Genomic DNA, 26130 nt, shown 5'->3' on the forward strand with positions numbered 1-26130 from the left:
CTCAGACGGCAGCCGTGGCATAGCCACGGCTGGGGTTTGGGGGAGCTTGGCCTGAAATCGATTTATGCAACAACGCCACGCGTGGGCTGATGTGCATTCCCAAGCAGTCCGACTAAAGCTGCCCGACACTACATATGGCTATTGCATTTTCGGCGCGCACTATCTCTAAAAGATGTTCATTTGAGGAAATGCGCCACAGGCTCTCAAGAAATAGAAAAACCGCCCTGAGGCGGCTTCATTGATTTTAATCAGCGTTATGGCGTCTGGAACAGATTCTGATATGCAGGAATCATATTCTGCTCATTGAATGGATTTCGCATCGTGTCTGACCAGTTGTAGACAGTAATAGTTGCAGGAGGTGGCGAGCCACTTCCGCCATTTACTGCTGCAAGTGCGCCCATTGGATCGGCTTCTTTGACATACCAAGGTGCGGATCCGCGTTGTGCATTGATGCGAGGGTAGTCAAACGGTGGCCCAAAGGACGATACGCCAAAGTTCACCCCAGCCAATACGTTGGCATTGAATGGGGTTCTTTTCTTTCGACCGATTTCCTGACCCTGGTTTGCAACTACGTGGGTGAACAGCAATGACTTGGGCACGCCCCTAGCCTGATATTCATTCGCAGCAAATACGACGAAGTCACGCGCCACATCACCTAGAGCAGCATCGAAGTCTGCGGGTGGGTTAGATGGACCGTAAGGCTGTCCATTTGCTGGATTAACCCGAGCAGCCAGTGCCGCATAGCCGATGCGGGTGTCACCGAATGCAGATGGCATCACCTCGGTTTCCCAGCCAAAGTCCACTCCCATGAAAAGCTTCTTTGCAGCGGGATCGTTCAAGATATTGTTGACGACAAAGTTAGAAACAAACGCAATATCGCTCTTAACTTTGTTGCGCACTGCAGTGCTCTCAAAGTTAGGCTTCAACCCTTGTTCTGTATCCCCTCCCCATCCAACGCTGTAGGTGGTTAGTGGTACGTTCCAGTCTGTGTACTCTGCCCAGTTCCAAGTGGGGACGCCTATTGGGTTTGAACCAGGGTCGAGCGCCCATTCATGATTGACGTGAATGAAAAAAGGAAATTCGTTTACTTTGGCTGACTTCACCAGCGCGTTCAACTCCGCAAGCACTCCTGGCTTACGCGCTTTAGCACCATCCTTCATTAAGTCAACCATATATTCCATACCTACTCGGTAACGCCCACTTGGGCAGTTCGGGGCACAGAATGAATTACGAAGATCCTCCGCCATTGCCAACTGTCCGTTTGGCCGCACTTCAGAGTCACGCCATCCGTTGATGACATTTCCAGTTGCAAAAGCAATGACCTGTGGGCGCTGCCACTGAGTGCTCGCGCATAAAGCCTCTGCTCCTGCGGCCGACTTTACATACACATGAGTGCTAAAAGTACCGTATTCCGGACTACCAGGCTTATGCTTTGACAGATCTATATCCGCATACCAATTGCCACCACCTGCATTCGTTCCTTGATACCAAACCAGATCATCCTGATCATTCATCCTGCCCCAAGTTGGGAACCGCACGCTCTGTGCATTTGCTACGCCTCGTGCATAAATACGCAGGAAGCCAGAGTGATCATAGGTCGTTGTCACACTCGGATCAGCGGAGGTGCAGCTGGGCGCTTGAGGCTGCACCCGTGACCAGTTGGTTGCCGCGCACAGTGTCTCTACCCCGGAGTTCTGAATCGCGTAGACGTGGGTGGTGAAGCTTCCATACTCTGGGTTGCCTACTTTGTGTCGCGCCAAATTTACGTCGACATACCACTTTCCACCACCTGCATTGATGCCTTCGTACCAAACAATATCGTCCTGCCCTCCAGGACTTCCCCAGGTCGGGAAACGCATTCTTACAACATCTGATGCAACACCTGATGCAGTAATCCTGAATGCTCCAGATGTGGCTGTAGTCTCTGTGGATTGTGGGGAGACGCTACAACTCGTTTGAGCAAAACCCATGACAGGCAACCCAGCTAACATCCCTAGAGCTAGTGTGCTAAAAACTTTTTTGTGACCAAGCATCTCTACTCCTTCAAGTTCGATGAATGCGCTGTCTTAAGTAGCGCGCCATCATCACGATAGGACAGATCGAGTAGAGATATATGTATCCAGATCAATGCTTAACTTTGACAGCGACAATGCATCAAAAAACATCAGCCACTAAGCTCGACATTGCGATACAAGTTGCAAGAAAAAAGTCTTGAAATTTTTCCAGCATAGGCCACACTTCGACAAGCCTACATGTCAGATTTTCCAGCCCCTATTGCGTACGAAATCGTCTTCGCTTATCAAGGAATCACCCTCTCAGCACAGCTTGAAAAAAAGTTAGCCTAGTACCCGGTTATGTTCACAGCGTGTAGATATCCACATCGCTGTAGCTCACACCGAAGTGGCAGTTAGGCTTGTTAAGACCAGGGTTCGTCTGGTATTGCTCACCCTGAATGAACACTTCGAAGATTTCGTAATCATCAGGATTGTCGGACAAATTCGCAATAGCGCGGATATGGTTGGCAATTTCAACCTGACCTTTGGCGTCATAGTCGCCTGCTTGCAAGCTGAGCGTCTTGAACTTTGCAATGATGTTTGCCATCTGTGCCCAAGAGATAGCGCCAGTCCGGGTAAAGGTGTCGCCTGGAGTTCGTGGGCCAGGAGTGTACGGATCAGCATGACTGGTGACGTACGTGTTGTTCTTGCCCAAGGCAACGCCCAGAAATGGCAATACGCCGGTCAGCTTTCCACTCGCATCCGTCAGCGGGGCCAAGCCAAGTTGATCCGTCCAGGAATATTCCGCCTCTGTGCGGTGATCCCAGCTGTAAATCGTGAGGCTGACGTACTGGTCGGTAACAGAGGTGGTGTCACGAATGAAAACGCTCAAATAGGTAAACTCACCCGTGCCCTGTTGAACCCAGTAGCTGGCAGCGAACTTTTCCTTGTAGGTATAACGGAATTGGCTACCATCTTGCCAGTTCTTCACCTTGTTGCGTACCGGGCCGCCCCAGCCTAGCGCCCAGGATTGCTGGCCTGGTGCACAAGCCGTCTCAAAGCCATTCATGAACAGGCCGAATTGACCCGCACCCAGGTCGGCACAAGTTGCGCCAACGGTTCCGTCCGCTTTCACCTGGGTGTTTTCTCCATAGTACGGAACACTACTTCCGGTGTAGTCGCTGGCGTACCAGCCACTGAATGGAGTGAGTTCCATACCGCTAGCATTGGCCCAGATGCGAAGCGAATATCTGTCAGTACGGTTGATTTTGTCGAGCAGCGATGCCTGGATGTCGGTAGCGCTATTCATATGGGAAATAATCGCCATAAACTTACCTTTCCGTGATACATAGAGCAAGCTCCGGAGGCACTCTGGTTCGGATTTCTAGATATTCGGCATCTCGGATTAAGGTGAGGCCACCCACTCATTGAAGTTAGACCAGTGACCCTTCCAATTGCGGAAGCGGAAACTTCCATTTTGAGCCTCACCGGTATTGAACAGCGAAGCATTGTGGCCGCTTCCCCAGTTGTGCGGATACGCAGAGACGGTCGTATGCAAAACATATTTCTCTGCGTTGCCGGCATCTAAATCCCACACTCGGGCTTCAATTGCAACAGCACCATCGTTGTAGATGGTGTCCACTGCAAAGCGATACCACCGGTCCCCTTGAAGCAAATTGCTGACCATGTTGTGGTGAACATTGGTGAATGCGTCAGAGATCTCTATCTCCTCCGTACTCACCGCATGATCCATGCCAGGCAAGCCGCCAAAGATGACTGCACCCGATCGATTGCCACCTGGCCCGGAATAGTTCAAACCAGAGTGCCGTGAAATCACACCACCGTGGTATGCAGCGTTCAGATAGTCATCCTCAAAGCGAATATCTATAGCCACCGTGTGGCGGTTCGATGACGGCTTCAGAAACAAAGGCAGGGGCGTCGCCACATGGATCAATTCGTAGTTGGTAGCCGAATACGTGGAGCCGTAACGAAACGACCTGGAAGGAAGTTCAATTTTCTTGGTTGCGTTGTCTGCCACGAATTCAACGCCAGGTGGTGTCAGATTTGTCGAGGTGATTGCCATGGGACCGCCTTGCTGAGATGGATGAAGAAGGCACTCGATGGAGCTACTTGCTCTGTGCTTTCACCATGCTAGATGCCCTACAACAGGAGCGCTTGATCTCAAACAGTTGGAACAGCCTCTCTACCAATTACGCTTGTATTTATTGCATCTGAATGTCGGCCTGAGAAGCATGACAGGCAATGACCCTAGCTGAGCAAGTTGCAGGCTCTTGGGCCAACACATCGCGCAAACACAGCTGGTGCAAGCAATATTGACTCTCCATGTCACTCACCCAATTGCTTACCCCAGCGGCCCAGCATCTGCGCGGCAATCTTCAGGGGTCGGCCCGCCACACCTCCGGCCGGGCGGTGCATGCAGCCGCCGTACCACGGCTTGGGCGCTTGCTTAGCCGATCAGCAATTAAATGGAGTAAGTAAGAATGGAACGTAGGCGAGAGCAAGCCTCTGGGTTTGGTTAGTTGCCGCGCATAGTTGCACTTCCACGCAAAGATGGGCTAATCACCTATCGTTAAGAATGGTGTTATCCGACTACTCGGTGCTAAGCATGGGTACAAAAAAGGTCGAGAACATTGTGATGGGTCCAGCCATGTTGGACCTGGTTCATCGCATGTTCACACTGCCCAGACCAGAAAGATCCCAACATGTGTTCATCAACCAAGACAACAACCCAGTCACGGAAGAAGGCTTCAATTCAGGCTGGGGGCGTGCGAAGGAGGAAGCAAAGGAGATGGGCATCATCACAAGGAACTTCACGTTCCACGATCTCCGTGCCTATTACACAACAATGCACAAGAACAAGTTCGGCAATTGCTCTGATAAGCATGCCAACTCAGCAACTGCTGCAATGGTTTAAGACCGATCGAAGGTCATCAAGCGCAAGTCACTGGCATGAGGATTGATGGCAGCATTTGTTCTACGAATATTCCCACCGTAGGAATAAAACAAGAAAGGCGCTACAACTATGAAAGCTGTAGCGCCTTGAATTTGTTGGTGGGTCCTGCGAGATTCGAACTCGCGACCAACGGATTAAAAGTCCGCTGCTCTACCGACTGAGCTAAAGACCCGACCTGATGAACTTGGCAGCTTTTATGTACTGCGTCGTTCTCAACAGATTCAAATTATAGCGTCAATTTTTTGTCACTTTTTGGAAAACGCGATTTTTTCCATCATCCAGCCTGCAGCGCACATGCCGAAGGTCGCGGTAACAGCTACGGACGAGCCGTATCCATGGCAATTGAGCGTGCCGTCGCCCTCTATGGCGCACGATGCATCGGGGCCGGCAACAGCTTCTTTGCTGAAGATGCAGGCGACATTCATTTTCTTGCCGTCCTTGGGTGCGCCGTATTCTTTGCGCAGGCGATAGCGCACCTGGGCCAAGAGCGGGTCGTGCGTGGTGTGGGCCAAATCGTCTTGCTCCACTTTCCAGGCCAAGCGCTTGCCGCCAGCGGCACCAATACAGACAAAAGGGCGCTTGTTGCGCAAACCCCAGGCAGCCATGGCGGCTTTGGCGCGCACTTGGTCGCAGGCGTCGATGAAGCCATCGACACCGGCCAGCAATTCGGCACAGTTTTCGGGGGTGAGAAAATCTTCCACCACTTCCACTTGGCAATGTGGGTTGATTTGCGCAATGCGTTCGCGCATGGCGTCAACCTTGGCCATGCCGATGGTGCTGGTGAGTGCGTGGATCTGGCGGTTGACGTTGGATTCGGCCACGTTGTCCAGATCAATCAGGCGCAGCCGCGTTACGCCGCTGCGGGCCAGCGCTTCGGCTGTCCAGGAGCCCACGCCGCCAATGCCCACCACAGCCACACAGGCCGAGCGCATTTGCGCGGCGGGCGCAACGCCAAAAAGGCGGTCGAGGCCGCCAAAGCGGCGCTGCATGTCAACGTCTGCCCCGGCGTCCAGCCGATCGGGCGCCGCAGGAGACGGTACGCTCATATCACTTCAGTTTGGAGAGGCGCTCTTTGGCCGCTGTGGCCGCGTCGCTGGCTGGATAGTCCTTGATCAGGTCTTCCAGGGTTTTGCGGGCTGCCTTGGTGTCCTTGAGTTCGATCTGGCAATTGGCGATCGACAGGGCCGAATCAGGCGCGCGCATGTGTTGCGGGGCGGTAGCCAGGATCTGCTGGAAATTGCCGATCGCAGGCTTGTAATCGCGTGTGGCGTAGTAGGCATTGCCCAGCCAGAAACGCGCCGAGGGCACATAGCCGCTCTTGGGGTAACGCTGGATGAAGCTGCTGAACACACCGGCCGCATCGGCAAACTTGCCGCTGCGGAACACGGCCAGCGCCGCTTCAAAATCGCGTTTTTCGGCCGGATCGGCCTTGAACTCTTGGCCGTCTACTGTCACAGCGACGGGCTCGAACTGTTGCAGGCGTGCTTCCATGCCTTTGGCCAGATCGGTTTGCCCGCGCTTGAGGTCGGCCACCTCACGTCGCAGTGTCTCGTTTTCTCCGCGCAGCTTGTTCATTTCCGAGCGCATGGATTCCATTTGTGTCTGGAAATCCAGCAGACTGCGGCGCACCTGCGAGGTGTCTTCGCCAGCCTGGTTGCTGCCTTGCGCGAGCTGGTCGACGCGTTGGCGCAATTCAATGATGGCGTGACGCGCATCGGCGTCTTCAAACAAGGCGGCCTGAGAGGCGCCAGCGCAGGCCAGCAAAGCGGCCAGCGCGAGCAAACGAGGAGTACTGCGAGTGAGGGTCATGGAGCCTATTAACGGTAGTTCAGTTCAACGCGACGGTTTTGTGCGTGTGCGTCTTCCGAGTTACCTTCAGCAGCCAGCTTTTCCTTACCGAAGGAAACGGCTTCCATTTGGCTGTCGGACACGCCCAGCACGTTCAGCGAACGACGCACGGCTTCAGCACGCTTTTGGCCCAGGGCCAGGTTGTATTCGCGGCCGCCACGGTTGTCGGTGTTGCCTTCGAGCATGACCTTGCGTGCAGGGTTGGCCTTCAGGAACTTGGCGTGCTGGTCCAGCGTGGATTGGAAGTCGGGCTTGACAGTGTAGCTGTCGAAGTCGAAGTAGATCACGCGAGCAACGCCCACAGGGCCTTGGCCGTTGGCGCCGTTGGCGTTCAGGTCAACACCACCCACGCCGCTTTGGCCTGCACCACCTGCACCTGCACCACCAGCGGCGGTAGCAGCACCCTTGTCTTCGACAGGGGCGTTATCCAGCGAAGGAGCCGAGCTGCAACCAGCCAACACGGCAGCGGCCACCAAGGCCAACGAAGCTTTCTTGAACGACAACATGTAAAACTCTCCGAAACGATTTCTCGTGTAAAAAATAATGACTCAGAACAAAAAACTAAATACTAATTCTTAGGGTTGGTATGGGCCCCAATCGGGCTCACGAATGTCTCCATTCTGCCCGGCCAGTCGTGCTTTGATCTTGCCGTCGAGCGTGGTGGTCATGAGGGCTTCACGGCCACCTTCGCGGGTTGCATAGACGATGAGTCGGCTGTTCGGTGCAAAGCTGGGGCTTTCGTCACTGCTGGTGTCGGTGACAGACAGCGGGGTGCCGGAAGCCAGGTCCATGACTTGCAATTTATAGCCACCACCGGCGCGGGTGATGTAGGCCAAGGTTTTGCCGTCAGGACTGATAGAGGGAGAGATGTTGTAGGAGCCGCTGAAGGTGACGCGCTCTGCGCCGCCTCCGCTGGCACCGACACGGTAAATTTGTGGCGCACCGCCACGGTCGCTCACAAAGTAGATGTAGCGGCCATCCTTGGAGTACGTGGGCTCGGTGTCGATGCCGCTGCTTTGCATCAGGCGACGTGGCTCACCACCGCTCGAAGGAATGGTGTAGAGCTGCGAGCCGCCGTCGCGGCTGAGCGTGACGGCCAGCGTGCTGCCATCGGGCGACCAGGCAGGCGCGCTGTTGGAGCCGCGGAAATTGGCGATCAAGCGGCGACGGCCCGACGACACTTCGTGCACATAGACCACGGGCTTGCGCGATTCGAACGACACATAGGCCAGTTGCGTGCCGGCAGGCGACCAGGTGGGCGAGATGATGGGCTCGGGGCTGGAGAGCGCCGATTGGGCGTTTTCGCCATCCGAATCAGCCACCCACAGTGTGTAACGCGCACCGTTTTTGGTGACGTAGGCAATGCGCGTGGAGAACACGCCTTTTTCGCCGGTGATTTTTTCGTAGATGTAATCGGCAATCTTGTGCGCTACCAGGCGCAGATCGGCCTGGGGCACGTTGTAGCTTTGGCCACCCAGGTCCACGCCTTTGACCACATCCCACAGCCGGAAGCGCACGCTGAAACCGTTGCTGCCGCGCGTCACACTGCCGACCGTCAGGTAGTCGGCGTGCTTGGCCGTCCACTTGGCGACATCGGGGCGCGAGGATTCGTCGAGCTGCTCGCCCGAGGCATCAATGGCCTTGAACAAACCGCTGCGAACCAGATCAGCCTGCACGATGGCAGAGATTTTTTGGGGAGACGAGGCTTCGCCGCTGAACGGCGCCAAGGCAATCGGGTACTGCGTGACACCGACGCCCACGACGTCCACACGGAACTGGGCCAGGGCCGGAAGGGCCGGGGCTGCCAAGGCAGCACCTACAACGTGGCGACGATGGATGAGCGGCGTGGCCGCCTCCGAGAAAACAGATGGGAAGCGAGTTTTAGTCATTACCGACCATCATATATGCGCAATTCATGACGAACATTGCCGAGTGGCTGCAGGATGTTACACACCCCACAAAATCATTATTATCGCCCAAGGGAGACAGCCGAGCATTTTAGAATCTCGCACACATGTCCACAACAGAAAAACCATCTTTGGCACATGCATCTAAAGATGCGCCCGCAACAACTGGCAACATTCCTGCTAGCACGGTGGCACAGCTGACGCTGCGCGAACGCCTGTCCCGGCTGACGCCCTATTTCGGCTACCAGCGCTGGACCTGGGTGCTCGCGGTTTTGGCCACCATCGTGGTGGCCGGCACCGAAGTTGCCATCCCCGCCCTGCTCCAGCCCCTGGTGGACAAAGGCTTCACCGGCGGCACCTTGCCGCTGTGGGCCGTGCCGCTGGCCATTGTGGGCGTTTTCTTCATCCGCGGTCTGGCCCAGTTCATCAACCAGTACGCGCTGGCACGCATTGCCAACGACGGCATGATGCGCCTGCGCGAGAACCTGTTTGACCGCGTGCTCGACGCCCACCTGAGCCTGTTCTCCAAGCAATCGGCCAGCGCCTTGTCCAACACCGTGGTGTACGAGGTGCAGAACGGCGCCACCTTGATCGTGCAGGCCTTGCTGATGCTCTCGCGCGACGGCTTCACCGTGATTGCACTGCTGCTGTATCTGCTCTACACCAACTGGCAGCTCACGCTGATCGTCGCCGTGCTGCTGCCCAGCGTGTCCTGGATCATGAAAAAGCTCTCCAAGCGGCTCTACCACATCACCAAAGCCAGTCAGGTAGCTACCGACGAGCTGGCCTATGTGGTCGAAGAAAACGTGCTCGCCCACCGCGTGGTGCGCATCCACGCCGCGCAGCCCAGCCAGGCAAGCCGCTTCCAGGCGCTCAGCCGCAGGCTGCGCCAGTTGGCCATCAAGGCCACCATCGCCTCGGCTGCCATGACGCCGCTGACCCAGTTGCTGGCTGCGGTGGCGCTGTCGGTGGTGATCTGCATCGCCCTGTGGCAAAGCCGCTCCACCGCCATCAACGCGCAAGCCGTTACGGTAGGCAGCTTTATCTCGTTCATCTCCGGCATGCTGATGCTGATCGCGCCCATCCGCCGCCTGGCTGATGTGGCCAACCCGCTGACCCGCGGCGTGGCAGCGCTGGAGCGCGGCCTGGGCCTGATGGAAGAAGTACCTGCCGAGGCAGGCGGCAAACACCAGGCCGCGCAAGCGCGAGGCGCCATTGAGCTCAAAGACGTCAGCGTCTCTTTCGGCGATGACAAAGCGCCAGCACTGCGCCATGTCTCGCTCACCATTCACCCGGGCGAAGTCGTGGCGCTGGTGGGCCCTTCGGGCGCGGGCAAAACCACCTTGGTAAACCTGTTGCCGCGCTTTATCGAGCCCACGGAAGGCAGCGTCAGTATCGACGGCGTAGCGCTGCCCGATTGGGATCTGCACAGCCTGCGCAGCCAGTTCGCCATGGTCAGCCAAGATGTGGTGATGTTCAACGACACCATCGCCGCCAACGTGGCGCTGGGCGCCGAGGTGGACGAAGCCCGCTTGCTGCAATGCCTGGAAGCGGCCAATTTGCAAGACTATCTGGCGCGCCAGCCACAAGGCATTCACAGCCTGGTGGGCCACAACGCCAACCAGCTCTCAGGCGGCCAGCGCCAGCGCCTGGCCATTGCGCGCGCGCTGTACAAGAACGCGCCGATTCTGATTCTGGACGAAGCCACCTCCGCGCTCGACACCGAATCCGAACGCCTGGTGCAAGACGCGCTGACACGCCTGATGCAAGGCCGCACCACGCTGGTGATTGCGCACCGCCTGTCCACCATCGAGCACGCCGACCGCGTGGTGGTGATGGAGCGCGGCCAAGTGGCAGAGCAAGGCACGCACCAGCAATTGCTGGAGCTGGGCGGGCTGTACGCGCGGCTGCAAACACGGCCCCACTAAGCCCGGTTACCGCCCCAAAAACGCCTGCGCTCTACACGAGTCGCAGGCGTTTTTGTTGGACTTCCAACTGGCCTGTCGCTTCAGGCTTTGGATTGCGCAAATAGCGCAGCGCAAGCAAGCGACCTGGGCCTGATCGGCCGGCTTACCAGTTGCTCTGGATCTTGCGCCGGCCCTCTTGCGGAAAAGCCGGTTGCTGCGGCACATATGCGCCGGGCGCAGCCGCAGTTGGCTTGGCTTTGGCGGCCGCTGCGCCCGTCGTAGAAGCGGCCGCTGCCGCGCCACCGGCCTGGGCCAGCCAACCCACTACCTCGGGGCGTTCGGCGCGCTGGGCAAAATCGGTAGCGGTCAGGCCTTGCTGGTTTTTCAGCTTGGCATCGGCTCCTTGTTTGATGAGTTCCTGCACCGCACTGCGCGTGCCGTATTGCGCGGCCAACATCAGCGGCGTGGTTCCGTTGGGCGATGCGGCGTCGATGTACGCATGCTTGTCCAGCAACAGCGCCAGCATCTTCACATCCGAGCCGTCCTCGCTGGGCGTTGACACAGCGTAGTGCAGCGGCGTCCAGCCTTGGCGGTTCACGTCGGCACCACGGGCGATCAAGGCCCTGGCCAGGTCGACCTGGCCTTTGATGGCCGCCATCATCAGCGGCGTCTCGCCTTTGCTGTTGGGCAGATTGACGTTGACCGACGGCGTGTTGATCAACCCCTGCGCAGCCCGGAACGAATCCAGCTTGAAAGCCTGCGTCAGCCCGGTTTCGCCTTTGTCGTTCAAGGTATTCGGGTCAAAACCGCGTTGCACCAGGCTGGCAATGCCGGGCGCATCGTCACGGATGATGCGCGTGAAAAAATCGTCGAACGAGCCAGCCTGCGCAGCACCGGCAGCCAGCGCCAAAGCCAGTGCCGCCAGCGCCTGTTGCGCGGGTTTCATGAACAGCGTTTTGGGGAATTTTTTCACGACAACACCCCGGAGAACAGACGGTCAAAATTGCGGTTGGTGGCCTCGGCCACGGCTTGCACGGTGGTGCCACGCACCTCGGCCACTTGCTTGGCCACAAAGGGCACGTAGGCCGGCGAGTTGGTTTTGCCACGGTAAGGCACGGGCGCCAAATATGGGCTGTCGGTTTCGATCAGCAAGCGGTCTTCGGGCACAAAGGCAGCCACCTCGCGCAGATCGGCCGCGCTTTTGAAAGTGACGATGCCCGAGAAAGAGATGTAGAACCCCAGATCGAGCGCCGCCCGCGCCACTTCCATGGTTTCGGTAAAGCAGTGGAACACGCCACCCGCACAGCCAGCAGCGCCGGTTTCGCCCTCTTCGCGCAGAATGCGCAAGGTGTCTTCCGACGCGCTGCGCGTGTGGATCACCAGCGGCTTTTGCACCTGTTGCGCAGCACGGATGTGGGTGCGAAAACGCTCGCGCTGCCACTCCAGATCGGCAATCGTGCGGCCGCCTTTGCGGTCTTCCATGCCGTAGTAATCCAGCCCGGTTTCGCCAATCGCCACCACACGGGGCAAACCGGCGCGCTGCACCAGATCGTCCACGCTCGGCTCGGTCAGGCCTTCGGTATCTGGGTGCACACCCACGCTGCACCAGATATTGTCGTAATCGGTGGCCAGCTGGTGCACGGCCGGAAACTCTTCCATGGTGCAGCTGATGCACAGTGCGCGCGTAACCTGCGCCTCGGCCATCTTGGCGCGGATGGCGGGCAAGTCCTGCGCGAGTTCAGGAAAGTTCAGGTGGCAGTGGGAATCGGTAAACATCGGTGGTCAACAACGCGGTGCGACACAAGCGCCCGCCTAAAAGGCAAAAACTGCCGCCATTGTCCGCGCTTGGCGACTGGCTTTGCAGTCCAGAAAGAGAAAAACCCTGTCAGACAGGGTTGTGAGCTACCGAAGGCGAGGCGCCATCAAATGGTTTGCGTAGCGCGGTCGGCCTGCAAGGCGGTGCCCAGAATCTGCTCAATTTTGTAGCGAAGCTCGTCCGTCTTGGGGTCTTTGGGAAAGCGCACGCCAATGCCTTGCGTGCGGTTGCCGCTGGCGCCCGGCGGGGTTACCCAGCCCACCTTGCCGGCAATCGGGTAACGCTGCGGGTCTTGCGGCAGCGTGAGCAGCAGGTAGACATCGTCGCCCAGCGCATAGTCCTTGTTGGTGGGCACAAAAATGCCACCTTCCTTGAACAAGGGAATGTAGGCCGCGTACAGCGCAGCTTTTTCCTTGATGGCCAGTTGCAAAACGCTGGGGCGGGCGCCGGCAGCAGCAGATGCGGGGGTAGGACTGTTCATAGCCCCCAAGCATACCTGTTTGTAGGGGCGGCCAGCAAGCAAGACGCGGTGTTTACGCGCTCTGCGCCGCAGCTGGCGCAACATGCTTGACGATTGAAGCGCATCAGCGCCGCGACTGCAGCACCGACGCAGCCTGCGCCACCAGCGCCTCCAGCATCAAGCCTTGGTTGAAGGGGTGATCGGCCGTGCGCTGCGACTGCGTCAGCGCCTTGCTCCAGCGCGTGAGCACGGCCACAGTGGGCGGCGCTGGCAAATCGGCCGGGTCGAAAAAGCGTGGCGCCGCGCCTACGCGCAGCATCAACAGGTCGTGACACAGCTTCTGCAAAGCATCCACCACCTGCGGCGCAGCCAAGCTGGCCAGCGCACCAGCCTGGCCATTGGCCAGCTCTTTGGGCAACTTTTTCCAGACCAGGGGCGAGCGCCCGGCCGCAAACTGCGCCAGCGCATCTTCGGGCCGGCCGCCCGCCGCTTGCAGCAAGCCGGCAATCTGCTCGGCTGGCACGCCCTGCTCTGCCAGCCAAACACTGGCCGCTTCGCTGCTGGGCCACTGCATGGTGTGCGCCAAGCAGCGGCTGCGGATGGTGGGCAGCAACTGGTGCGCGGCCTCGGTCGCCAGCACAAAGCGGGCGTCGCCAGGCGGCTCTTCCAGGGTTTTGAGCAAGGCGTTGGCGGTGACCGCGTTCATCTGCTCGGCCGGGTACACCAGCACCGCCTTGCCCTTGCCGCGGCCCGATGTACGCTGCGTAAACTCCACCGCATCGCGCATCGCATCCACCCGGATTTCCTGGCTCGGCTTGCGTTTTTTGTCGTCGATCTCGGCCTGGGCTTTCTCCGGCAGCGGCCAGCCCAGCGCCAGCATCTGCGTCTCGGGCATCAGCACGCACAAATCGGTATGTGCATGCACATCAATGGCGTGGCAACTTGCGCAGTGGCCGCAGGCGCCATGCGGCGTGGGCGCATCGCACAACCAGGCACGCACCAGCTCCATGGCCAATGCAAACTGGCCCAGGCCCGAAGGCCCATGCAACAACCATGCGTGGCCGCGTTGCTGCAGCAAAGCATTGCGCTGCACGGCAATCCAGGGCGCCACCGAATGCAGGGCTGGCGCAGCTGCTGCACCGTTCTCAGAGGCGGAATTTTTTGCCGAAGTCGCCATCTTCAAGCCTCCGCCGCACCACCGTTGGGCAAGCTTGGCAACCAGCCTTGGCCGGCCACTGCAGCCCGCACTGCCAGCCACACCTCAGGCTTAGACTGGTTGGAGTCAATCCGCGCAAACCGTGCGGGTTGCACGGCAGCGCGGGCAGCATAGCCGGCGGCTACCTGCGCAAAAAATGCCTGCGGTTGCGATTCAAAACGGTCGGGCACGCGGGCGTGGGCCAGGCGCTCGGCGGCCACTTCGGTCGGCAGGTCGAACCAGATCGTCAAATCTGGCTGGCGGATAGCACCTGGCGCCAAGCCCGGTACGCCTTGCACCATGTGCTCCAGCGTTGCCAGCACTTGCAGATCAAAACCGCGTCCTCCCCCTTGGTAGGCGAAAGTAGCGTCCGTAAAACGGTCGCACAGCACCACATCGCCACGGGCCAGCGCAGGCTCGATCACCTGTTGCAAATGGTCGCGCCGGCCGGCAAATACCAGCAGGGCTTCTGTCAGCGGATCCATGGGTTCGTGCAGAAACAGCTCGCGCAGCTTCTCGGCCAAGGGCGTGCCGCCTGGCTCGCGCGTGCTCACCACCGTTCGGCCTGCCGCCACAAACGCATCGTGCAAGCCCTGGATGTGCGAGGACTTGCCGGCACCGTCGATACCTTCAAAAGTGATGAACAGGCCGCGCTGGGCGCCGGCCGATGGAGTGGCTGGGGAAGTGGAAATCATGCTGCGGGAGATTGTACGCAGCCCCGGAGCCTCAGTCGGACTCCACAAAAAACATCTGGTCAACAACGCCACGGCTTTGCGCTACGGGTTCCGCAGTCATATGCACATGACCTTCAGGGTGGGCTTTCAGCCATAGGAGCTTATCTAGCAAGCGATCCAATTGCGCGGGCGACAGCCCCACCTGCAAGGCATGGTCTTGTTGGACCGCTGGAATCAGCTCCGTATTCATCGCTTGCCTCAACGCCCCCGAATATAGGCATTCACCGCCCGGTTGTGCTCGTCCAGGCTTTCGCTGAAATGGCTGCTACCATCGCCCTTGGCCACAAAGTACAGCGCCTTGGTTTTGTCGGGTTGCACGGCGGCCATCAGCGAAGCCTTGCCCGGCATGGCAATCGGTGTGGGCGGCAGGCCGGCGCGGGTGTAGGTGTTCCAAGGCGTGTCGGCTTGCAGATCGCGCTTGCGCAGATTGCCGTCAAACTTTTCGCCCAGGCCGTAGATCACGGTCGGGTCGGTTTGCAGCAGCATGCCAATGCGCAGGCGGTTGGCAAACACGCCTGCCACCAAACCTCGGTCGGCCGCCTTACCGGTTTCTTTTTCCACAATGCTGGCCAAGGTCAGCAAATCTTCCGGGGTTTTGAGCGGGCTGTCCGCCTCTTTGAGCGACCAGGCGGCCTCCAGGCGCTTGTCCATGGCGTGCATGGCGCGCTTGAGCACGGCCAAATCACTGCTGCCTTTGGAGAAAGCGTAGGTATCAGGGAAAAAGCGCCCTTCCGCCGCCACGCCAGGCCGGCCCAGCGCTTCCATGATCTGCTCGGGCGTCATCGCCGCACTGTCGTGCTTGAGGTTTTCTTCTTTGGCCAGCGCTGCGCGCATCTGGCGGAAGTTCCAGCCCTCGACGATGGTCAGCACGCGCTGGCTGTCCTCGCCACGCACCAAGCGCGTCAGCAAACTTTGCGGCGTGGTGCCCACGGGGATTTCGTAATTGCCAGCGCGAATCTTGCGGTCCTGCCCCGAGAGGCGGAACCACCAGTACAGCAGATCGGCGTTCACGCCGAGGCCCGCAGCCTGCGCCGCTTGCGCCACCGCACGCGGCGCCGTGCCGGGTTCAATTTCCAGCTCTATCGCCTTGTCGCCAGCAACGATAGGCTGGTGCAGCCACCAGTAGCCTGCGCCCGCCACGGCCAGCGCCGCCACCACGATCAACACCAATAAACGCTTCACAACCCTACCGCCTCTGTGCAATGGATCGCGCATCATAATTCACCTATGACACAAGCATTACAAGGACAACTGGCGCTCCAGCACCTGGGTGTGATCCGCGCTGAGGGTGAAGACGCCGCCGTATTTCTGCAAGGCCAGCTTAGCAACGACGTACAGCTGCTGCCCGTAGGCCAAGCTCGCTTGGCGGCATTTTTGTCGGCCAAGGGCCGCATGCAGGCCAGTTTTATTGTTATCAAACGTAGCGCCAGCGAATTCTGGCTGCTCACCAGCCGCGATGTGCTGGCCGCCACCTTGAAGCGCCTGTCCATGTTTGTGCTGCGCGCCAAGGTCAAACTGAGCGATGCCACAGAAGCCGTGCAACTGGTGGGCCTGGCGGGCGACGCCGTGCCCACCGAAGCGCGATATCTGGCGCCCTGGCAAACCGTATTGTTGGGCGATGCATCCGTAGTACGCCTGTTTGCCGCCAGTGGCGAAAGCCGCGCCTTGTTGGCCGCACCTGCCGGCAGCGCCCTGCCCGCCAGCGTGTCGCAAAGCCCGGCGCTGGATGCAGCGGCATGGCAGCTCTCGCTGGTGCAAGCCGGCGTGCCGCTGATCACCCAGCCGGTGGTCGATGCCTTTGTGCCGCAAATGGTCAACTTCGAATCAGTCGAAGGCGTGAGCTTCAAAAAAGGCTGCTACCCCGGCCAGGAAGTGGTGGCACGCAGCCAGTTCCGTGGCACCCTGAAGCGCCGCATGTACCGCGTGGCCTCAACGGAGCCCGTGGCCGTGGGCCAGGAAGTGTTTGTGGCGAGCGACGCCGAGCAACCCGTGGGCACCGTGGTGCAAGCCGCAGCTGCCGCGCAAGGCGGCTTTGAAGCGCTGGTCTCCATGCGCATCGACGCCAGCAGCGAAGCCCTGCACCTGGGCAGCAGCAGCGGCCCCGCCCTGCAACTGCTGAGCCTGCCCTACACGCTAAAAGACGATATTTGAGAAAAGCTTGACGCCAGGGCGACCGCGAATTCATCAAAAATACGACAAATAAAGCACCAAAAAACGCCAAGCCCCTGTCGTTTTTGGATTTTTCCCACCATTGCGCACGTTTTTGCTAAAATTAAGAGACTTTGCAAGCAGGTGCCGACAGGATGGGAACCACTTGCAAGCTGCAACAACTACTCAAGCGCATCTTGACCATCACTCCTCACCGGGTCTAGGTTTCACCACCAGACCCGGTTTTTTATTGTTTGCCTTGGCTCATCAAGTGGCGTTAGCGTTGTGACGAGGCCCGCAACAGTGCTTATTCCGAAAGTCTTCGTTTTAAGGTGGTGATATGAACCCGTATGCGTTGTTGCTGAGGCTTGCCGTACACGTGTACTGTCTGCGCCCCAGGCGCCTAGCCTACGGGTCCATCTCACCATTGGGGTGAAAGATTCCAGCGCCCGCTGTACTGCGAAGCATTGCTGTTTGAATGCCAGTCATTCACTGTCTCGCTTTTCCTGCAAATCCGGCAAATGCTGATCTGTGGCCACACGCCGCGCCGCTAGCCATCAGCCCCGCTTTTTGCCGCACTGCAACATATTGCCGCATTTGTTTTTACAATAGGCCATCGCGCAGCCCGGCGCTGCAGTGCGCCAGTCCGCTTGATCTGTGTCACTTGCTGCACAGACAAGCCCTGACACCGGGCGCATAGTGTTTCCACCGCATGGCCGCGCCCCACGCGCCAGCCCACACCAATAAAAACATGCCTTTGTCTCCCATCCCCGACCGCACCCCCAAACACATGCGCGATGTGCGCTTTCGCAGCTTTGAACGTGCAGACGGCCTGTGGGACATCGAGGGCGAGCTGATCGACACCAAGGCCTACGACTTGGTGCTCTCGGGCGAGCGCAAACGCAAGGCCGGCGAAGCCATTCACCACATGTGGATTCGCTGCACCATCACCACCGAGCTGGAAGTCAAAGCCATCGAAGTGGCCATGGACGCACACCCGCTGGGCGACTGCCCGCACGCCCTTCCAGCCATGCAAAAAATGGTGGGCAGCAGCATGGCACGCGGCTGGCGCAAAGCCATCGACACCCATCTGGGCAATGTGGCAGGCTGCACGCACATGCGCGAGCTGCTCTTCAACATGGCCACAGCCGCCTTCCAAAGCGTGCACCAGGCCTTCATCTCGACAGACCCCAGCCAGCCGCCGCGCCACCTGGGCCAATGCACGGGCTGGGATTTCAACGGCACGGGCGTTGCCACCATCTACCCGCAATTCATCGGCTGGAAAAACGCACCCAAGGCCAAGGCCGGCGATGCGCCGGCAAGCACCGCCAGCACCGAACCCAGCCAAGGCTGATTGGCCCCAACCGCTGGCACTTGCCGGCGCCTCCGGTGCGTCTCAAACGCAGGCACACCAAGCCAAATAACTCCTGTTCATGCGGCTTTGCCGGGCTTTCTGGCGCTTGCGCTGCGTTACCATTGGCGCCTATGTCCCACCCGATCATTCCGCTGCACGATGCACGCCAAACGCCTGTGCCCGCCACCCGCGCCATGCCGTTGGTCACGGGCGCTGCGCTGACGGGCCAGCTTGCCGGCGAATTGCGCGACCAGCGCCAGCGCCCGCTGCGGGATCTGCGCATCAGCGTTACTGATCGCTGCAACTTCCGCTGCAGCTACTGCATGCCCAAGGATGTGTTCGGCAAGGACCACCAATACCTGCCGCACAGCGCGCTGCTCAGTTTTGAAGAAATCGCCCGCGCTGCGCGCATCTTTGTCGGCCAAGGCGTGGGCAAGCTGCGCATTACCGGGGGCGAGCCGCTGCTGCGCAAAAACCTGGAAGCTTTGATTGCCCAACTGGCGCAGCTGAAAACGTCACAAGGCCAACCGGTGGATTTGACGCTCACCACCAACGGCTCCATCCTCGCGCGCAAAGCCCAGGCTTTGAAAGACGCTGGCCTGCAGCGCCTGACGGTCAGCTTGGACAGCCTGGACGATGCGCTCTTCCGGCGCATGAACGACATGGATTTCCCTGTTGCCAGCGTGCTGCAAGGCATTGAGGCAGCGCAGGCCGTGGGCTTTGCCAATATCAAGGTGAACATGGTCGTCAAACGCGGCCTCAACGACCACGAAGTGCTGCGCATGGCGCGCCATTTTCGCGGCAGCGGCGTGACGCTGCGCTTTATCGAATTCATGGACGTAGGCGCCACCAACGGCTGGCGCATGGAAGAAGTGCTGCCATCCGACGAGTTGCTGGCGCGCCTGCAATCCGAGTTCTCGCTCACCGCGCTCTCACCCAGCGTTCGCGGCGAAACCGCCGTGCGCTGGGGCTATGTGGGCAGCAACGGCCAGCACGACGCCAGCCTGGGCGAGATAGGCCTGATCAGCAGCGTCACCCACGCTTTTTGCAGCGATTGCAACCGCGCTCGCCTCTCTACCGAAGGCCGTTTGTTCCTCTGCCTGTTTGCCAGCGAAGGCTGGGATCTGCGCAGCCTGCTGCGCAACGGCGCCAGCGATGCCGAGATTGCCGAGGCCATCGCCCAAGTCTGGGGCCAGCGCCGCGACAACTACAGCGAACAACGCAGCGCCCAGCCCGAGCTGGCGCAGCAACGCAAGCGCATCGAGATGAGCTATATCGGCGGTTGATAAGGCCGCTTTCAACCACGCTGCTTGCATGTCTTCTGCCCTGACATCCGCCATCCCACGCGACCAGATCACCGGCCTGGTTTTAGCCGGCGGCCAAGGCTCGCGCATGGGCGGAGTGGACAAAGGCTTGCAGTTGCTTGGCGGATTGCCATTGGCGCAGCACTGCGCGCAGCGGCTGGCGCCGCAAGTGCAGACGGTGCTCGTTAACGCCAACCGCAACTTGGATGCCTACAGCGCACTCGGCTGGCCAGTGGTGGCCGATGAGCCGGTGGCTGACGAAGCCTACCCCGGCCCGCTGGCCGGGTTTGCGGCCGGACTGGCCGCGTGCCCAACGCCGTGGTTGCTGACGGTGGCTTGCGATACGCCGTTTTTCCCGCCCGATCTGGCGCCGCGCCTGGCGCAAGCGGCCGCTGAGCAATCGGCCTTGGTGGCCATGGTTTGTACGCCGCCCGAGCCCGGCGGTGATCAGCGCCCGCTGCCGCAGCCTACCTTTTGCCTCTTGCATGCCAGCCTGGCTGAGAGCTGCCGCGCTTTTGTAGCGCAAGGCGGGCGCAAAGTGCGGCAATGGGCCATGCAGCACCGCTGCGCGCTGGCGCTGTTTGACGATGCCGCCGCTTTCAGCAATGCCAACACCTTGCCGGAGCTGGAGCAACTGCAAAGCCGACTGCAAAACCGATTACAGACCTGATCGCCAGCCCGCGCCAAGCACTCGGCTGCGCATAAAATTCTGCGCCTGCGCTATACAAAACCGCGCCCCGTGCAACCCATAAAAACATGTCGGAGATTGTCATGAGCTACGCCGCCCAACACCTGGCCCAGGAACCCGCACGCACCGAGGTCGACGCCCTGCCCGGCTGGACCCTGCTGGAGTTCGGGACGCCTTGGTGCCCGCATTGCATTGGCGCCCAGCCGCTGATCGAGCAGGCCTTGGCAGCGCGGCCCGAGGTGCGCCATATCAAAGTGGAAGACGGTGCGGGCAAACCGCTGGGGCGCAGCTACCGCATCAAACTCTGGCCCAGCCTGGTGTTGTTGCGCGATGGGCAAGAAGTAGCCCGCGTGGTGCGCCCAACCAGCCAAGAGGCCATTGGCAACTTGTGGGCCGCCAGCCCACAAGCCTGAAGCGCCTGGCTGGAAACGGATTAGACCGGCTTCACTGAAAACGCCGTGCTTGGCGCGGTGTCATCGTCGGGAGGCACGCCAAAATACAGCACGCCGTTGCCGTGCAGCTGGACAGATTCGCGCCGTACAGCAGTGGCCGGGCTGCCGCCAAAGCTGACCCAGGTGCCGTAGCGGCTCAGGTCGGTATAGATGAGGTTGCCGCCGCGCCAATCGATGCGGCCATGCTGGCGCGAGACCCGCCGGTCGAGCACCGCCCATTCCGACTCTGAGGCGCGGCCGATAAAAATCGGCATGTCCTTGGTGGCAAAAAACTTTTCCGCACCGGCCAGCGCCAAGCGCAAACGCACTTCCACCACCGCATCGGGCTGCATGGGCAGCGATGAATCGTAGGCGGTCACCACTTCCTGGGCTTCGGGCTCGTTCCACTGCACCTGGTAGAGCATTTGCTGCTCGGCCTTGCCGCGCACTTCCATCCAGCCCATGGGCACAAAACTGGTGTCTGAGCGCGAGCCCGCTTCCATGGTCGAGGTGCTCGCCCAGATCTCGCGGTGGCCGGCTTTCTCGCACAGGCGCGAAGCCACGTTGACCGAATCGCCGTAGCAATCGCCCTCCATCAGCACCACCTCGCCGGTGCTCATGCCTACGCGCACATGGAATTTTTGCGAAGCCGGCAGCGTGTCCCACTGCCCGTAATGGCGGCGCATGAGCATGCTCATGGCACTGACAGCCAGGGCGCTGCTGTTGAAGATGGCCAGCACACCGTCGCCCAGCGTCTTGACGACGCGCCCGCCCGCCTGCACGACGACCTGCTTGAAGGCATCCGTCATGCTGGCGACCGCCCGTGCAGCCCGCTCATTGCCCAAGGTTTCGAACAAAGCAGTACTGCCCGAGATATCGATAAATACCACGGTAGCGACAGTTGTCATGGATCGTTTGCTGAGAACGCGGCTACCACCTCCCCCGGCGCAGCCCCGTTCGGAAAGAATTGTTATGGCCGCATATTACACCGCAAACGCCTATCGGCAAGCGGCGCGGCACGCATATGCACTATTAACAAACTTACACAGCCCGGTGTGGCTGATGCGGGCATACAACGCCTGCCAACCCGCAACACACCCGCGCACGGAAGTCGAAAAACCCGCAAAGCCTATAGATGGCCCCAATAAATCAAGGCATCGCGCCCTTCCACGCTGAGCGAAACCTGGGCGCCCACGGGCAGCACCACCTTGGTAGCCACATGGCCGAAAGGCAGGTTGGTGAACACCGGGCATGCCACTTGCTGGCGCAGCCACTGCACCACGCTGGCGAGCTTGAAGCCCTTGTCATGCGGCGTCAGCTGGTATTCGCTGAACTGGCCAAACACAATGGCTTTTTGCTGAGCCAGCACGCCGGCATGCAGCAAGGTGCTCAGCATGCGCTCTACCTTGTACGGGGTTTCGCCCACGTCTTCGATAAACAGCACGCCGTTTTTCACCTTGGGCAAGTAAGGCGTGCCCACCAGCGAGGCCAGCATGGCCAGGTTGCCGCCCCACAGCGTGGCTTTGGGAATGTAAGTATCATCGGCCGCCGAAGCGCCGGTGACCGTGCCTGCGCGCTCGGCCAGCGTGCGCCAGCCAGCGCCTTCGCCGTGGCCCATGAGCAGGTCGTCAAAGCAGTCGAGCATGATGTCGTCCATGCCCGCCTCAGCACCAAAATCGCTCACCAGCGCCGGGCCGGCCCAGGTGACCGCCTTGGTCTTGGCAAACAGCGCCAATTGCAGCGCTGTGAAATCGCTCAAGCCCAACCACTGCGTGCCGCCTTCGATGGAGCGGGCAATCTGCTCGTAATCAATGCGGTGCAGCAGGCGCGAGATACCGTAGCCGCCGCGGCTGATCATCGTTACATCGGCACCGCTTTGTGCAGCGCGTTGAATGGCCGCCAGGCGCGTTTCATCGTCGCCAGCAAAGCGCGTCCAGGAATCCAGCGCCGCCGGGTCCACCTCAACCGTGTGGCCCATTTCCTTGAGGCGCGCCACGCCACGGCGAAAGCCTTTTTTGTCGCGCACCGCCCCCGAGGGCGAATAGATATAGATGCTGCGCGGGCCGTGGTGGTGGTCGTGGTCGCAATGCGGGTGCTCGCAATGGCCGTGATCGTGCTCATGGTCGTGCGAATGGTCGTCGTGCTGGTGCATGGTGGCGCTGTCGGGCCGCCGCTGAGGCGCCCCTGAAAATGTGGTGACAGCGGCCGGGCCGCTGCCGAGAATGGCTCGCATTATGCGCCCAAGCGCCCGTTTTCACCGGGCGGCAGCGCTAAGCCTGGGCGCGGCTCACAAGAAATCAACCGCCAGCAGCGGGCTTGGTTTCACTTGGCGCCCCCACCTCAGTCGGCCCCAACTGAGGCGCCCCCACTTCAATCAAGCCGAAAACGCCATGTACGCCGGGCACGGCCCGGACAATGGCCAGCGCCCGGTCGCGCAGCTCTGGCGACGACAGCGTGCCGCGCAAAGTCACCATGGCATGGCTGGTTTCCACATCCAAGGCGTTCAGCTCGTCACTTTGCGCAGCTTGCAATGCATCGCTCACGGCGGCCGCTATCGCGTCGTCATCGGCCAATGCACGTTGCTGCCGGGCCGATTGCTGCACGCTCGCATTCACGCGTGCACCGGCACTGCGCAAACGCTGGTGCGCTTGCTGCTCCCAGTGCCGCAGCTCCTCCAACTGGGCCACGCCCCGCGTCTGTTCATGCACCAGCCACAGCGCCAAAACCACCACCGCCGCTGCAGCCAATGCCAGCACCAAGGCGGAGGCAGCGCGGTCAGGGGCGCCGGTGGGCTCAGAGGGATCGGGCGGGTTTGGGGTCATGGTGCTTTGGAGAGCGCTTGTGTTTGCGCCATTGTTGCCAAGTTGGCGCGGCGTGCCAAGCCTCGGCAGCACCGTGGTGCAAAGCTCGCCGGTGCGCAACACTTCGCCCGCTTTTCATTACGGCCATTCACCAAGCCGCCACCAAGCGCTCTGTGGCATACAGCCAAGTGCCCATGTCGCATATGCAAATAAGTCACCGGCATAAGCCAGCGCAAGCGGCGACAATAGCCGCATGTTGGCACCGCTGCTCTACCGAATCTTCCCCTTTCTCACCTGGCCCCGGCCCACTTTGCAGCTGCTGCGCGGCGAAGCCATGGCCGGATTCACCGTCGGGCTGATGCTGCTGCCCCAAGGCGTGGCCTACGCGCATTTGGCGGGCATGCCGCTGATCACTGGCATCTACGCCTCCATCATCCCGGCAGCGGTCGCCATCTTGTTCAGCCCTTCGCCACGCCTGGGTGTCGGGCCAACGGCCTTGTCGGCCTTGCTCATCGGGGCGTCGCTGGTCGGCATGGCCGAGCCCGGCTCCTCGCAATGGGTGCAACTCGCAGCCTGGATGGCGATCCTCTCCGGCCTGGTGCAGTTCTCGCTGGGCTTGGTGCGGGCGGGCTGGTTGCTGAACCTGGTGACCTCACCGGTGCTGGCCGGCTTCACGCAGGCGGCGGCCATCCTCATTCTCGCCTCGCAGCTGCCCAGCCTGCTGGGCATGAAAAGCGATTGGGCCACCGTGTGGGACACGCCCTCGCTTGGCCTTTTCGACTGGCGCTCCATTCTGTTTGGCGCAGCCAGCATCGTTGGCCTGGTGCTGGCCAAAAAATGGCGCGCTGCCTTTCCCTCGGCCATCTTTGTCATTGGCATCACCGGCATCATCAGCTACCTGGCCGGCTTTGCCGACAAAGGCGGCGCGGTGGTCGGCCACCTGCCCTCAGGCCTGCCGCACTTTGTCTGGCCCGGCATGCTGGGCTGGGACCAGTTTGGCCTGCTCGTCATGCCGGTGCTGGTGATCTCGCTGGTGAGCGCGCTGGAAACCGCATCCAGCGCCCAAGTGGAACACCAGCAAGCGGGCACGCGCTGGGACAGCAGCCAGGAGCTGGTTGCCCAGGGCCTGTCCAAAATGAGCGCCGGCCTGTTTGGCAGCTTTGCCACCAGCGCGTCTTTCTCGCGCTCGGCCGTCAACCTGTTGGCCGGCGCCAAAACCGGCTACTCCAACATCTTCTCGATTCTGCTCGTGGTGGTCGTGGTGCTGTGGTTTATTCCCGCGCTCTACCACGTGCCGCAAGCCGCGCTGGCCGCGATTGTGATGACGGCGGTGGCCAACCTCGTCAAACCGCGCGCCATCCTGCACCTGTTCCGCATCTCGCGCATCGAAGGCGGCATTGCCGTAGCCACCTTTGCCATCACCATCCTTACCGCGCCACGCATTTACTGGGGCGTGCTCGCCGGCATCTTGCTCAGCTCCTGCTACTTTCTCTACAACCGCTTACACCCGCGCATTGTCGAGGTAGGCGTACACCCCGACGGCAGCATGCGCGACCGCCACCTCTGGCAGCTGCCGCTGATCGCCCCCGATCTGCTCGCACTGCGCATGGATTCGGAGCTGGACTTTGCCTCTGCCGCCGCACTGGAAACCCGCGCCGCCAACGACTGGGCGCGCAATCCCCACTACAAGCAACTGGCGCTGCTGGCCCAGCCCATGAACCAGATCGACATCACCGGCCTCGAAGCCTTTGTGCGCCTGGAACGCATGGCCGCCAAGCGCGGCGGCCAGCTGCACATAGTCGGCATGAAACTGCCAGTAGAACAACGCCTCAAACGCGCCGGCCTGCTGCAAGACAACCCCGAGCTGCGCCTCTACCGCACCGACGCCGAGTTTCTACAGGCCATGAACAAGCGCAACAACGGGGCTGAGGTGGAGTACGTCATTTAAGTTAGGGCGTTTTGCTACCGCGCCTCACGCTTGCCCAAGGGCCGAGCCAGCGCCAGCTCAGGCCCTAAAACTGGCTGGATCGTCGCCATAGCGCGCACTGCATGCTGAAAATGGTGGCGCAGCAGCAGCCGTAGCCCTGCTAGTGCGGAGCCACAGGCAGGGCGCAATCCGCACAACCGCGCCTTCGCCTACCACCCATCCATTTTTTCCCGTGTCTGCGCAGCATCTCCCATCGCGTTACAGCTGAGCCGCTGTACGGCCTTGTGCTCAGACCTTTTGCATTCATCCGTGCCATACAAAGGGCCGGCATCAACCCGGCTCGTGGCGTTCGCCCATGCTCCGCCAGAAAAAGGCGAGCCCCAACCAAGCCCTCCGTGCTACAGGTGCAGACATCCGCCCTCCGCACGCAACGCGGGCGGCCAACCGCACAGCGATCCTGCGCCATGCCGCTCAGGGGCTGGAGCAGCTTGCATCCCCAACGGGACAAAGCTTCATTCTAAAAAATCCCAAAATCACTGCGAAATTGACACAAATTAATATGATAATTATTTCATTTCCATACAATCAAAATTACATACAAAATAAATAACCAATCATAATCCCCGGCAAATCAACAACAGG

General features: G+C 60.2%; 26 protein-coding genes and 1 tRNA gene. 9 read left to right on the forward strand and 18 right to left on the reverse strand.

The genetic code is table 11. From position 1 onward, the window contains the following. Window positions 1–254 precede the first annotated feature (254 nt). The 3 genes from ACFIQF_RS22160 to ACFIQF_RS22170 form a co-directional block, all read right to left on the reverse strand. Window positions 255–2033 carry a GBS Bsp-like repeat-containing protein gene (locus tag ACFIQF_RS22160; protein WP_393945829.1) on the reverse strand — a complete coding sequence of 593 codons (1779 nt, stop codon included), beginning with the start codon at window positions 2031–2033 and terminating at the stop codon, window positions 255–257. Window positions 2034–2358: 325 nt separating this feature from the next. Beyond that, entirely contained in the window at window positions 2359–3321 is a 963-nt protein-coding gene (locus ACFIQF_RS22165; RefSeq protein ID WP_393945830.1) for a hypothetical protein, read from the reverse strand. A 78-nt stretch (window positions 3322–3399) separates the two neighbouring features. Next, complete coding sequence (locus tag ACFIQF_RS22170) at window positions 3400–4077, reverse strand: hypothetical protein (RefSeq protein WP_393945831.1); 678 nt, start codon at window positions 4075–4077, stop codon at window positions 3400–3402. Between the two features lie 543 nt (window positions 4078–4620). On the opposite strand from ACFIQF_RS22170, the gene ACFIQF_RS22175 reads away from it, so the two are divergent. Further along, window positions 4621–4929 (forward strand): hypothetical protein, encoded by a 309-nt coding sequence (locus tag ACFIQF_RS22175; RefSeq protein ID WP_393945832.1) that lies wholly within the window; start codon window positions 4621–4623, stop codon window positions 4927–4929. A gap of 135 nt (window positions 4930–5064) precedes the next feature. Here the strand turns inward: ACFIQF_RS22175 and ACFIQF_RS22180 are convergent. The 5 genes from ACFIQF_RS22180 to tolB form a co-directional block, all read right to left on the reverse strand. Further along, window positions 5065–5140 (reverse strand) — tRNA-Lys (locus ACFIQF_RS22180). A gap of 73 nt (window positions 5141–5213) precedes the next feature. Next, the gene (locus tag ACFIQF_RS22185) at window positions 5214–6014 is read right to left on the reverse strand and encodes a tRNA threonylcarbamoyladenosine dehydratase (RefSeq protein WP_393945833.1); all 801 of its coding nucleotides are present in this window, start codon (window positions 6012–6014) and stop codon (window positions 5214–5216) included. A gap of 1 nt (window position 6015) precedes the next feature. After that, window positions 6016–6777, reverse strand: a complete 762-nt coding sequence (ybgF, locus tag ACFIQF_RS22190; protein ID WP_393945834.1) for a tol-pal system protein YbgF — start codon at window positions 6775–6777, stop codon at window positions 6016–6018. An 8-nt stretch (window positions 6778–6785) separates the two neighbouring features. After that, on the reverse strand, window positions 6786–7322 hold the full coding sequence (gene pal / locus ACFIQF_RS22195; protein ID WP_393945835.1) for a peptidoglycan-associated lipoprotein Pal: 537 nt from the start codon (window positions 7320–7322) through the stop codon (window positions 6786–6788). A gap of 69 nt (window positions 7323–7391) precedes the next feature. Then, the gene (gene tolB / locus ACFIQF_RS22200; protein ID WP_393945836.1) at window positions 7392–8705 is read right to left on the reverse strand and encodes a Tol-Pal system beta propeller repeat protein TolB; all 1314 of its coding nucleotides are present in this window, start codon (window positions 8703–8705) and stop codon (window positions 7392–7394) included. A 125-nt stretch (window positions 8706–8830) separates the two neighbouring features. Between tolB and msbA the strand changes: the two genes are divergently transcribed. Continuing rightward, the gene (gene msbA, locus ACFIQF_RS22205; protein WP_393945837.1) at window positions 8831–10651 is read left to right on the forward strand and encodes a lipid A export permease/ATP-binding protein MsbA; all 1821 of its coding nucleotides are present in this window, start codon (window positions 8831–8833) and stop codon (window positions 10649–10651) included. Window positions 10652–10793: 142 nt separating this feature from the next. Here the strand turns inward: msbA and ACFIQF_RS22210 are convergent, their stop codons facing one another. From ACFIQF_RS22210 to mltG, 7 genes are all read right to left on the reverse strand, one after another. Further along, on the reverse strand, window positions 10794–11603 hold the full coding sequence (locus tag ACFIQF_RS22210) for an ankyrin repeat domain-containing protein (protein ID WP_393945838.1): 810 nt from the start codon (window positions 11601–11603) through the stop codon (window positions 10794–10796). Further along, window positions 11600–12406, reverse strand: coding sequence for a TatD family hydrolase (locus ACFIQF_RS22215; protein WP_393945839.1), 807 nt, complete (start codon window positions 12404–12406; stop codon window positions 11600–11602). Before ACFIQF_RS22215 ends, ACFIQF_RS22210 begins: the two co-directional genes overlap by 4 nt. A 146-nt stretch (window positions 12407–12552) precedes the next feature. Continuing rightward, on the reverse strand, window positions 12553–12927 hold the full coding sequence (locus ACFIQF_RS22220; protein ID WP_393945840.1) for a PilZ domain-containing protein: 375 nt from the start codon (window positions 12925–12927) through the stop codon (window positions 12553–12555). 103 nt (window positions 12928–13030) lie between these two features. Then, entirely contained in the window at window positions 13031–14083 is a 1053-nt protein-coding gene (locus tag ACFIQF_RS22225; RefSeq protein ID WP_393945841.1) for a DNA polymerase III subunit delta', read from the reverse strand. A 2-nt stretch (window positions 14084–14085) separates the two neighbouring features. Then, complete coding sequence (tmk, locus tag ACFIQF_RS22230; protein ID WP_393945842.1) at window positions 14086–14796, reverse strand: dTMP kinase; 711 nt, start codon at window positions 14794–14796, stop codon at window positions 14086–14088. Between the two features lie 31 nt (window positions 14797–14827). Further along, window positions 14828–15025 carry a hypothetical protein gene (locus tag ACFIQF_RS22235; protein WP_393945843.1) on the reverse strand — a complete coding sequence of 66 codons (198 nt, stop codon included), beginning with the start codon at window positions 15023–15025 and terminating at the stop codon, window positions 14828–14830. Window positions 15026–15033: 8 nt separating this feature from the next. Continuing rightward, window positions 15034–16053, reverse strand: a complete 1020-nt coding sequence (mltG, locus tag ACFIQF_RS22240) for an endolytic transglycosylase MltG (RefSeq protein ID WP_393945844.1) — start codon at window positions 16051–16053, stop codon at window positions 15034–15036. Window positions 16054–16062: 9 nt separating this feature from the next. Between mltG and ygfZ the strand changes: the two genes are divergently transcribed. From ygfZ to ACFIQF_RS22265, 5 genes are all read left to right on the forward strand, one after another. Beyond that, the gene (ygfZ, locus tag ACFIQF_RS22245) at window positions 16063–16986 is read left to right on the forward strand and encodes a CAF17-like 4Fe-4S cluster assembly/insertion protein YgfZ (RefSeq protein WP_393945845.1); all 924 of its coding nucleotides are present in this window, start codon (window positions 16063–16065) and stop codon (window positions 16984–16986) included. 748 nt (window positions 16987–17734) lie between these two features. After that, entirely contained in the window at window positions 17735–18337 is a 603-nt protein-coding gene (locus ACFIQF_RS22250; protein ID WP_393945846.1) for a DUF2889 domain-containing protein, read from the forward strand. Between the two features lie 131 nt (window positions 18338–18468). Then, window positions 18469–19623, forward strand: coding sequence for a GTP 3',8-cyclase MoaA (moaA, locus tag ACFIQF_RS22255; RefSeq protein ID WP_393945847.1), 1155 nt, complete (start codon window positions 18469–18471; stop codon window positions 19621–19623). 28 nt (window positions 19624–19651) lie between these two features. Beyond that, window positions 19652–20311, forward strand: coding sequence for a molybdenum cofactor guanylyltransferase MobA (gene mobA, locus ACFIQF_RS22260; RefSeq protein WP_393945848.1), 660 nt, complete (start codon window positions 19652–19654; stop codon window positions 20309–20311). A gap of 101 nt (window positions 20312–20412) precedes the next feature. Next, window positions 20413–20742, forward strand: a complete 330-nt coding sequence (locus ACFIQF_RS22265; RefSeq protein WP_393945849.1) for a thioredoxin family protein — start codon at window positions 20413–20415, stop codon at window positions 20740–20742. Window positions 20743–20762: 20 nt separating this feature from the next. Here ACFIQF_RS22265 and ACFIQF_RS22270 read toward each other — a convergent pair whose 3' ends face one another. From ACFIQF_RS22270 to ACFIQF_RS22280, 3 genes are all read right to left on the reverse strand, one after another. After that, window positions 20763–21668 carry an adenylate/guanylate cyclase domain-containing protein gene (locus ACFIQF_RS22270; protein WP_393945850.1) on the reverse strand — a complete coding sequence of 302 codons (906 nt, stop codon included), beginning with the start codon at window positions 21666–21668 and terminating at the stop codon, window positions 20763–20765. A 221-nt stretch (window positions 21669–21889) separates the two neighbouring features. Continuing rightward, window positions 21890–22912 (reverse strand): LD-carboxypeptidase, encoded by a 1023-nt coding sequence (locus ACFIQF_RS22275; RefSeq protein WP_393945889.1) that lies wholly within the window; start codon window positions 22910–22912, stop codon window positions 21890–21892. A 145-nt stretch (window positions 22913–23057) separates the two neighbouring features. After that, window positions 23058–23582 carry a BON domain-containing protein gene (locus tag ACFIQF_RS22280; RefSeq protein ID WP_393945851.1) on the reverse strand — a complete coding sequence of 175 codons (525 nt, stop codon included), beginning with the start codon at window positions 23580–23582 and terminating at the stop codon, window positions 23058–23060. Between the two features lie 232 nt (window positions 23583–23814). On the opposite strand from ACFIQF_RS22280, the gene ACFIQF_RS22285 reads away from it, so the two are divergent. Continuing rightward, window positions 23815–25509 (forward strand): SulP family inorganic anion transporter, encoded by a 1695-nt coding sequence (locus ACFIQF_RS22285; RefSeq protein WP_393945852.1) that lies wholly within the window; start codon window positions 23815–23817, stop codon window positions 25507–25509. 334 nt (window positions 25510–25843) lie between these two features. After that, window positions 25844–26098: a hypothetical protein gene (locus ACFIQF_RS22290; protein WP_393945853.1), complete on the forward strand. Its 255-nt coding sequence runs from the start codon at window positions 25844–25846 to the stop codon at window positions 26096–26098. The last annotated feature ends 32 nt before the right edge of the window (window positions 26099–26130 follow it).

The sequence above is a fragment of the Comamonas trifloxystrobinivorans genome (genome assembly GCF_043359985.1).
Lineage (GTDB): Bacteria > Pseudomonadota > Gammaproteobacteria > Burkholderiales > Burkholderiaceae_C > Comamonas > Comamonas trifloxystrobinivorans.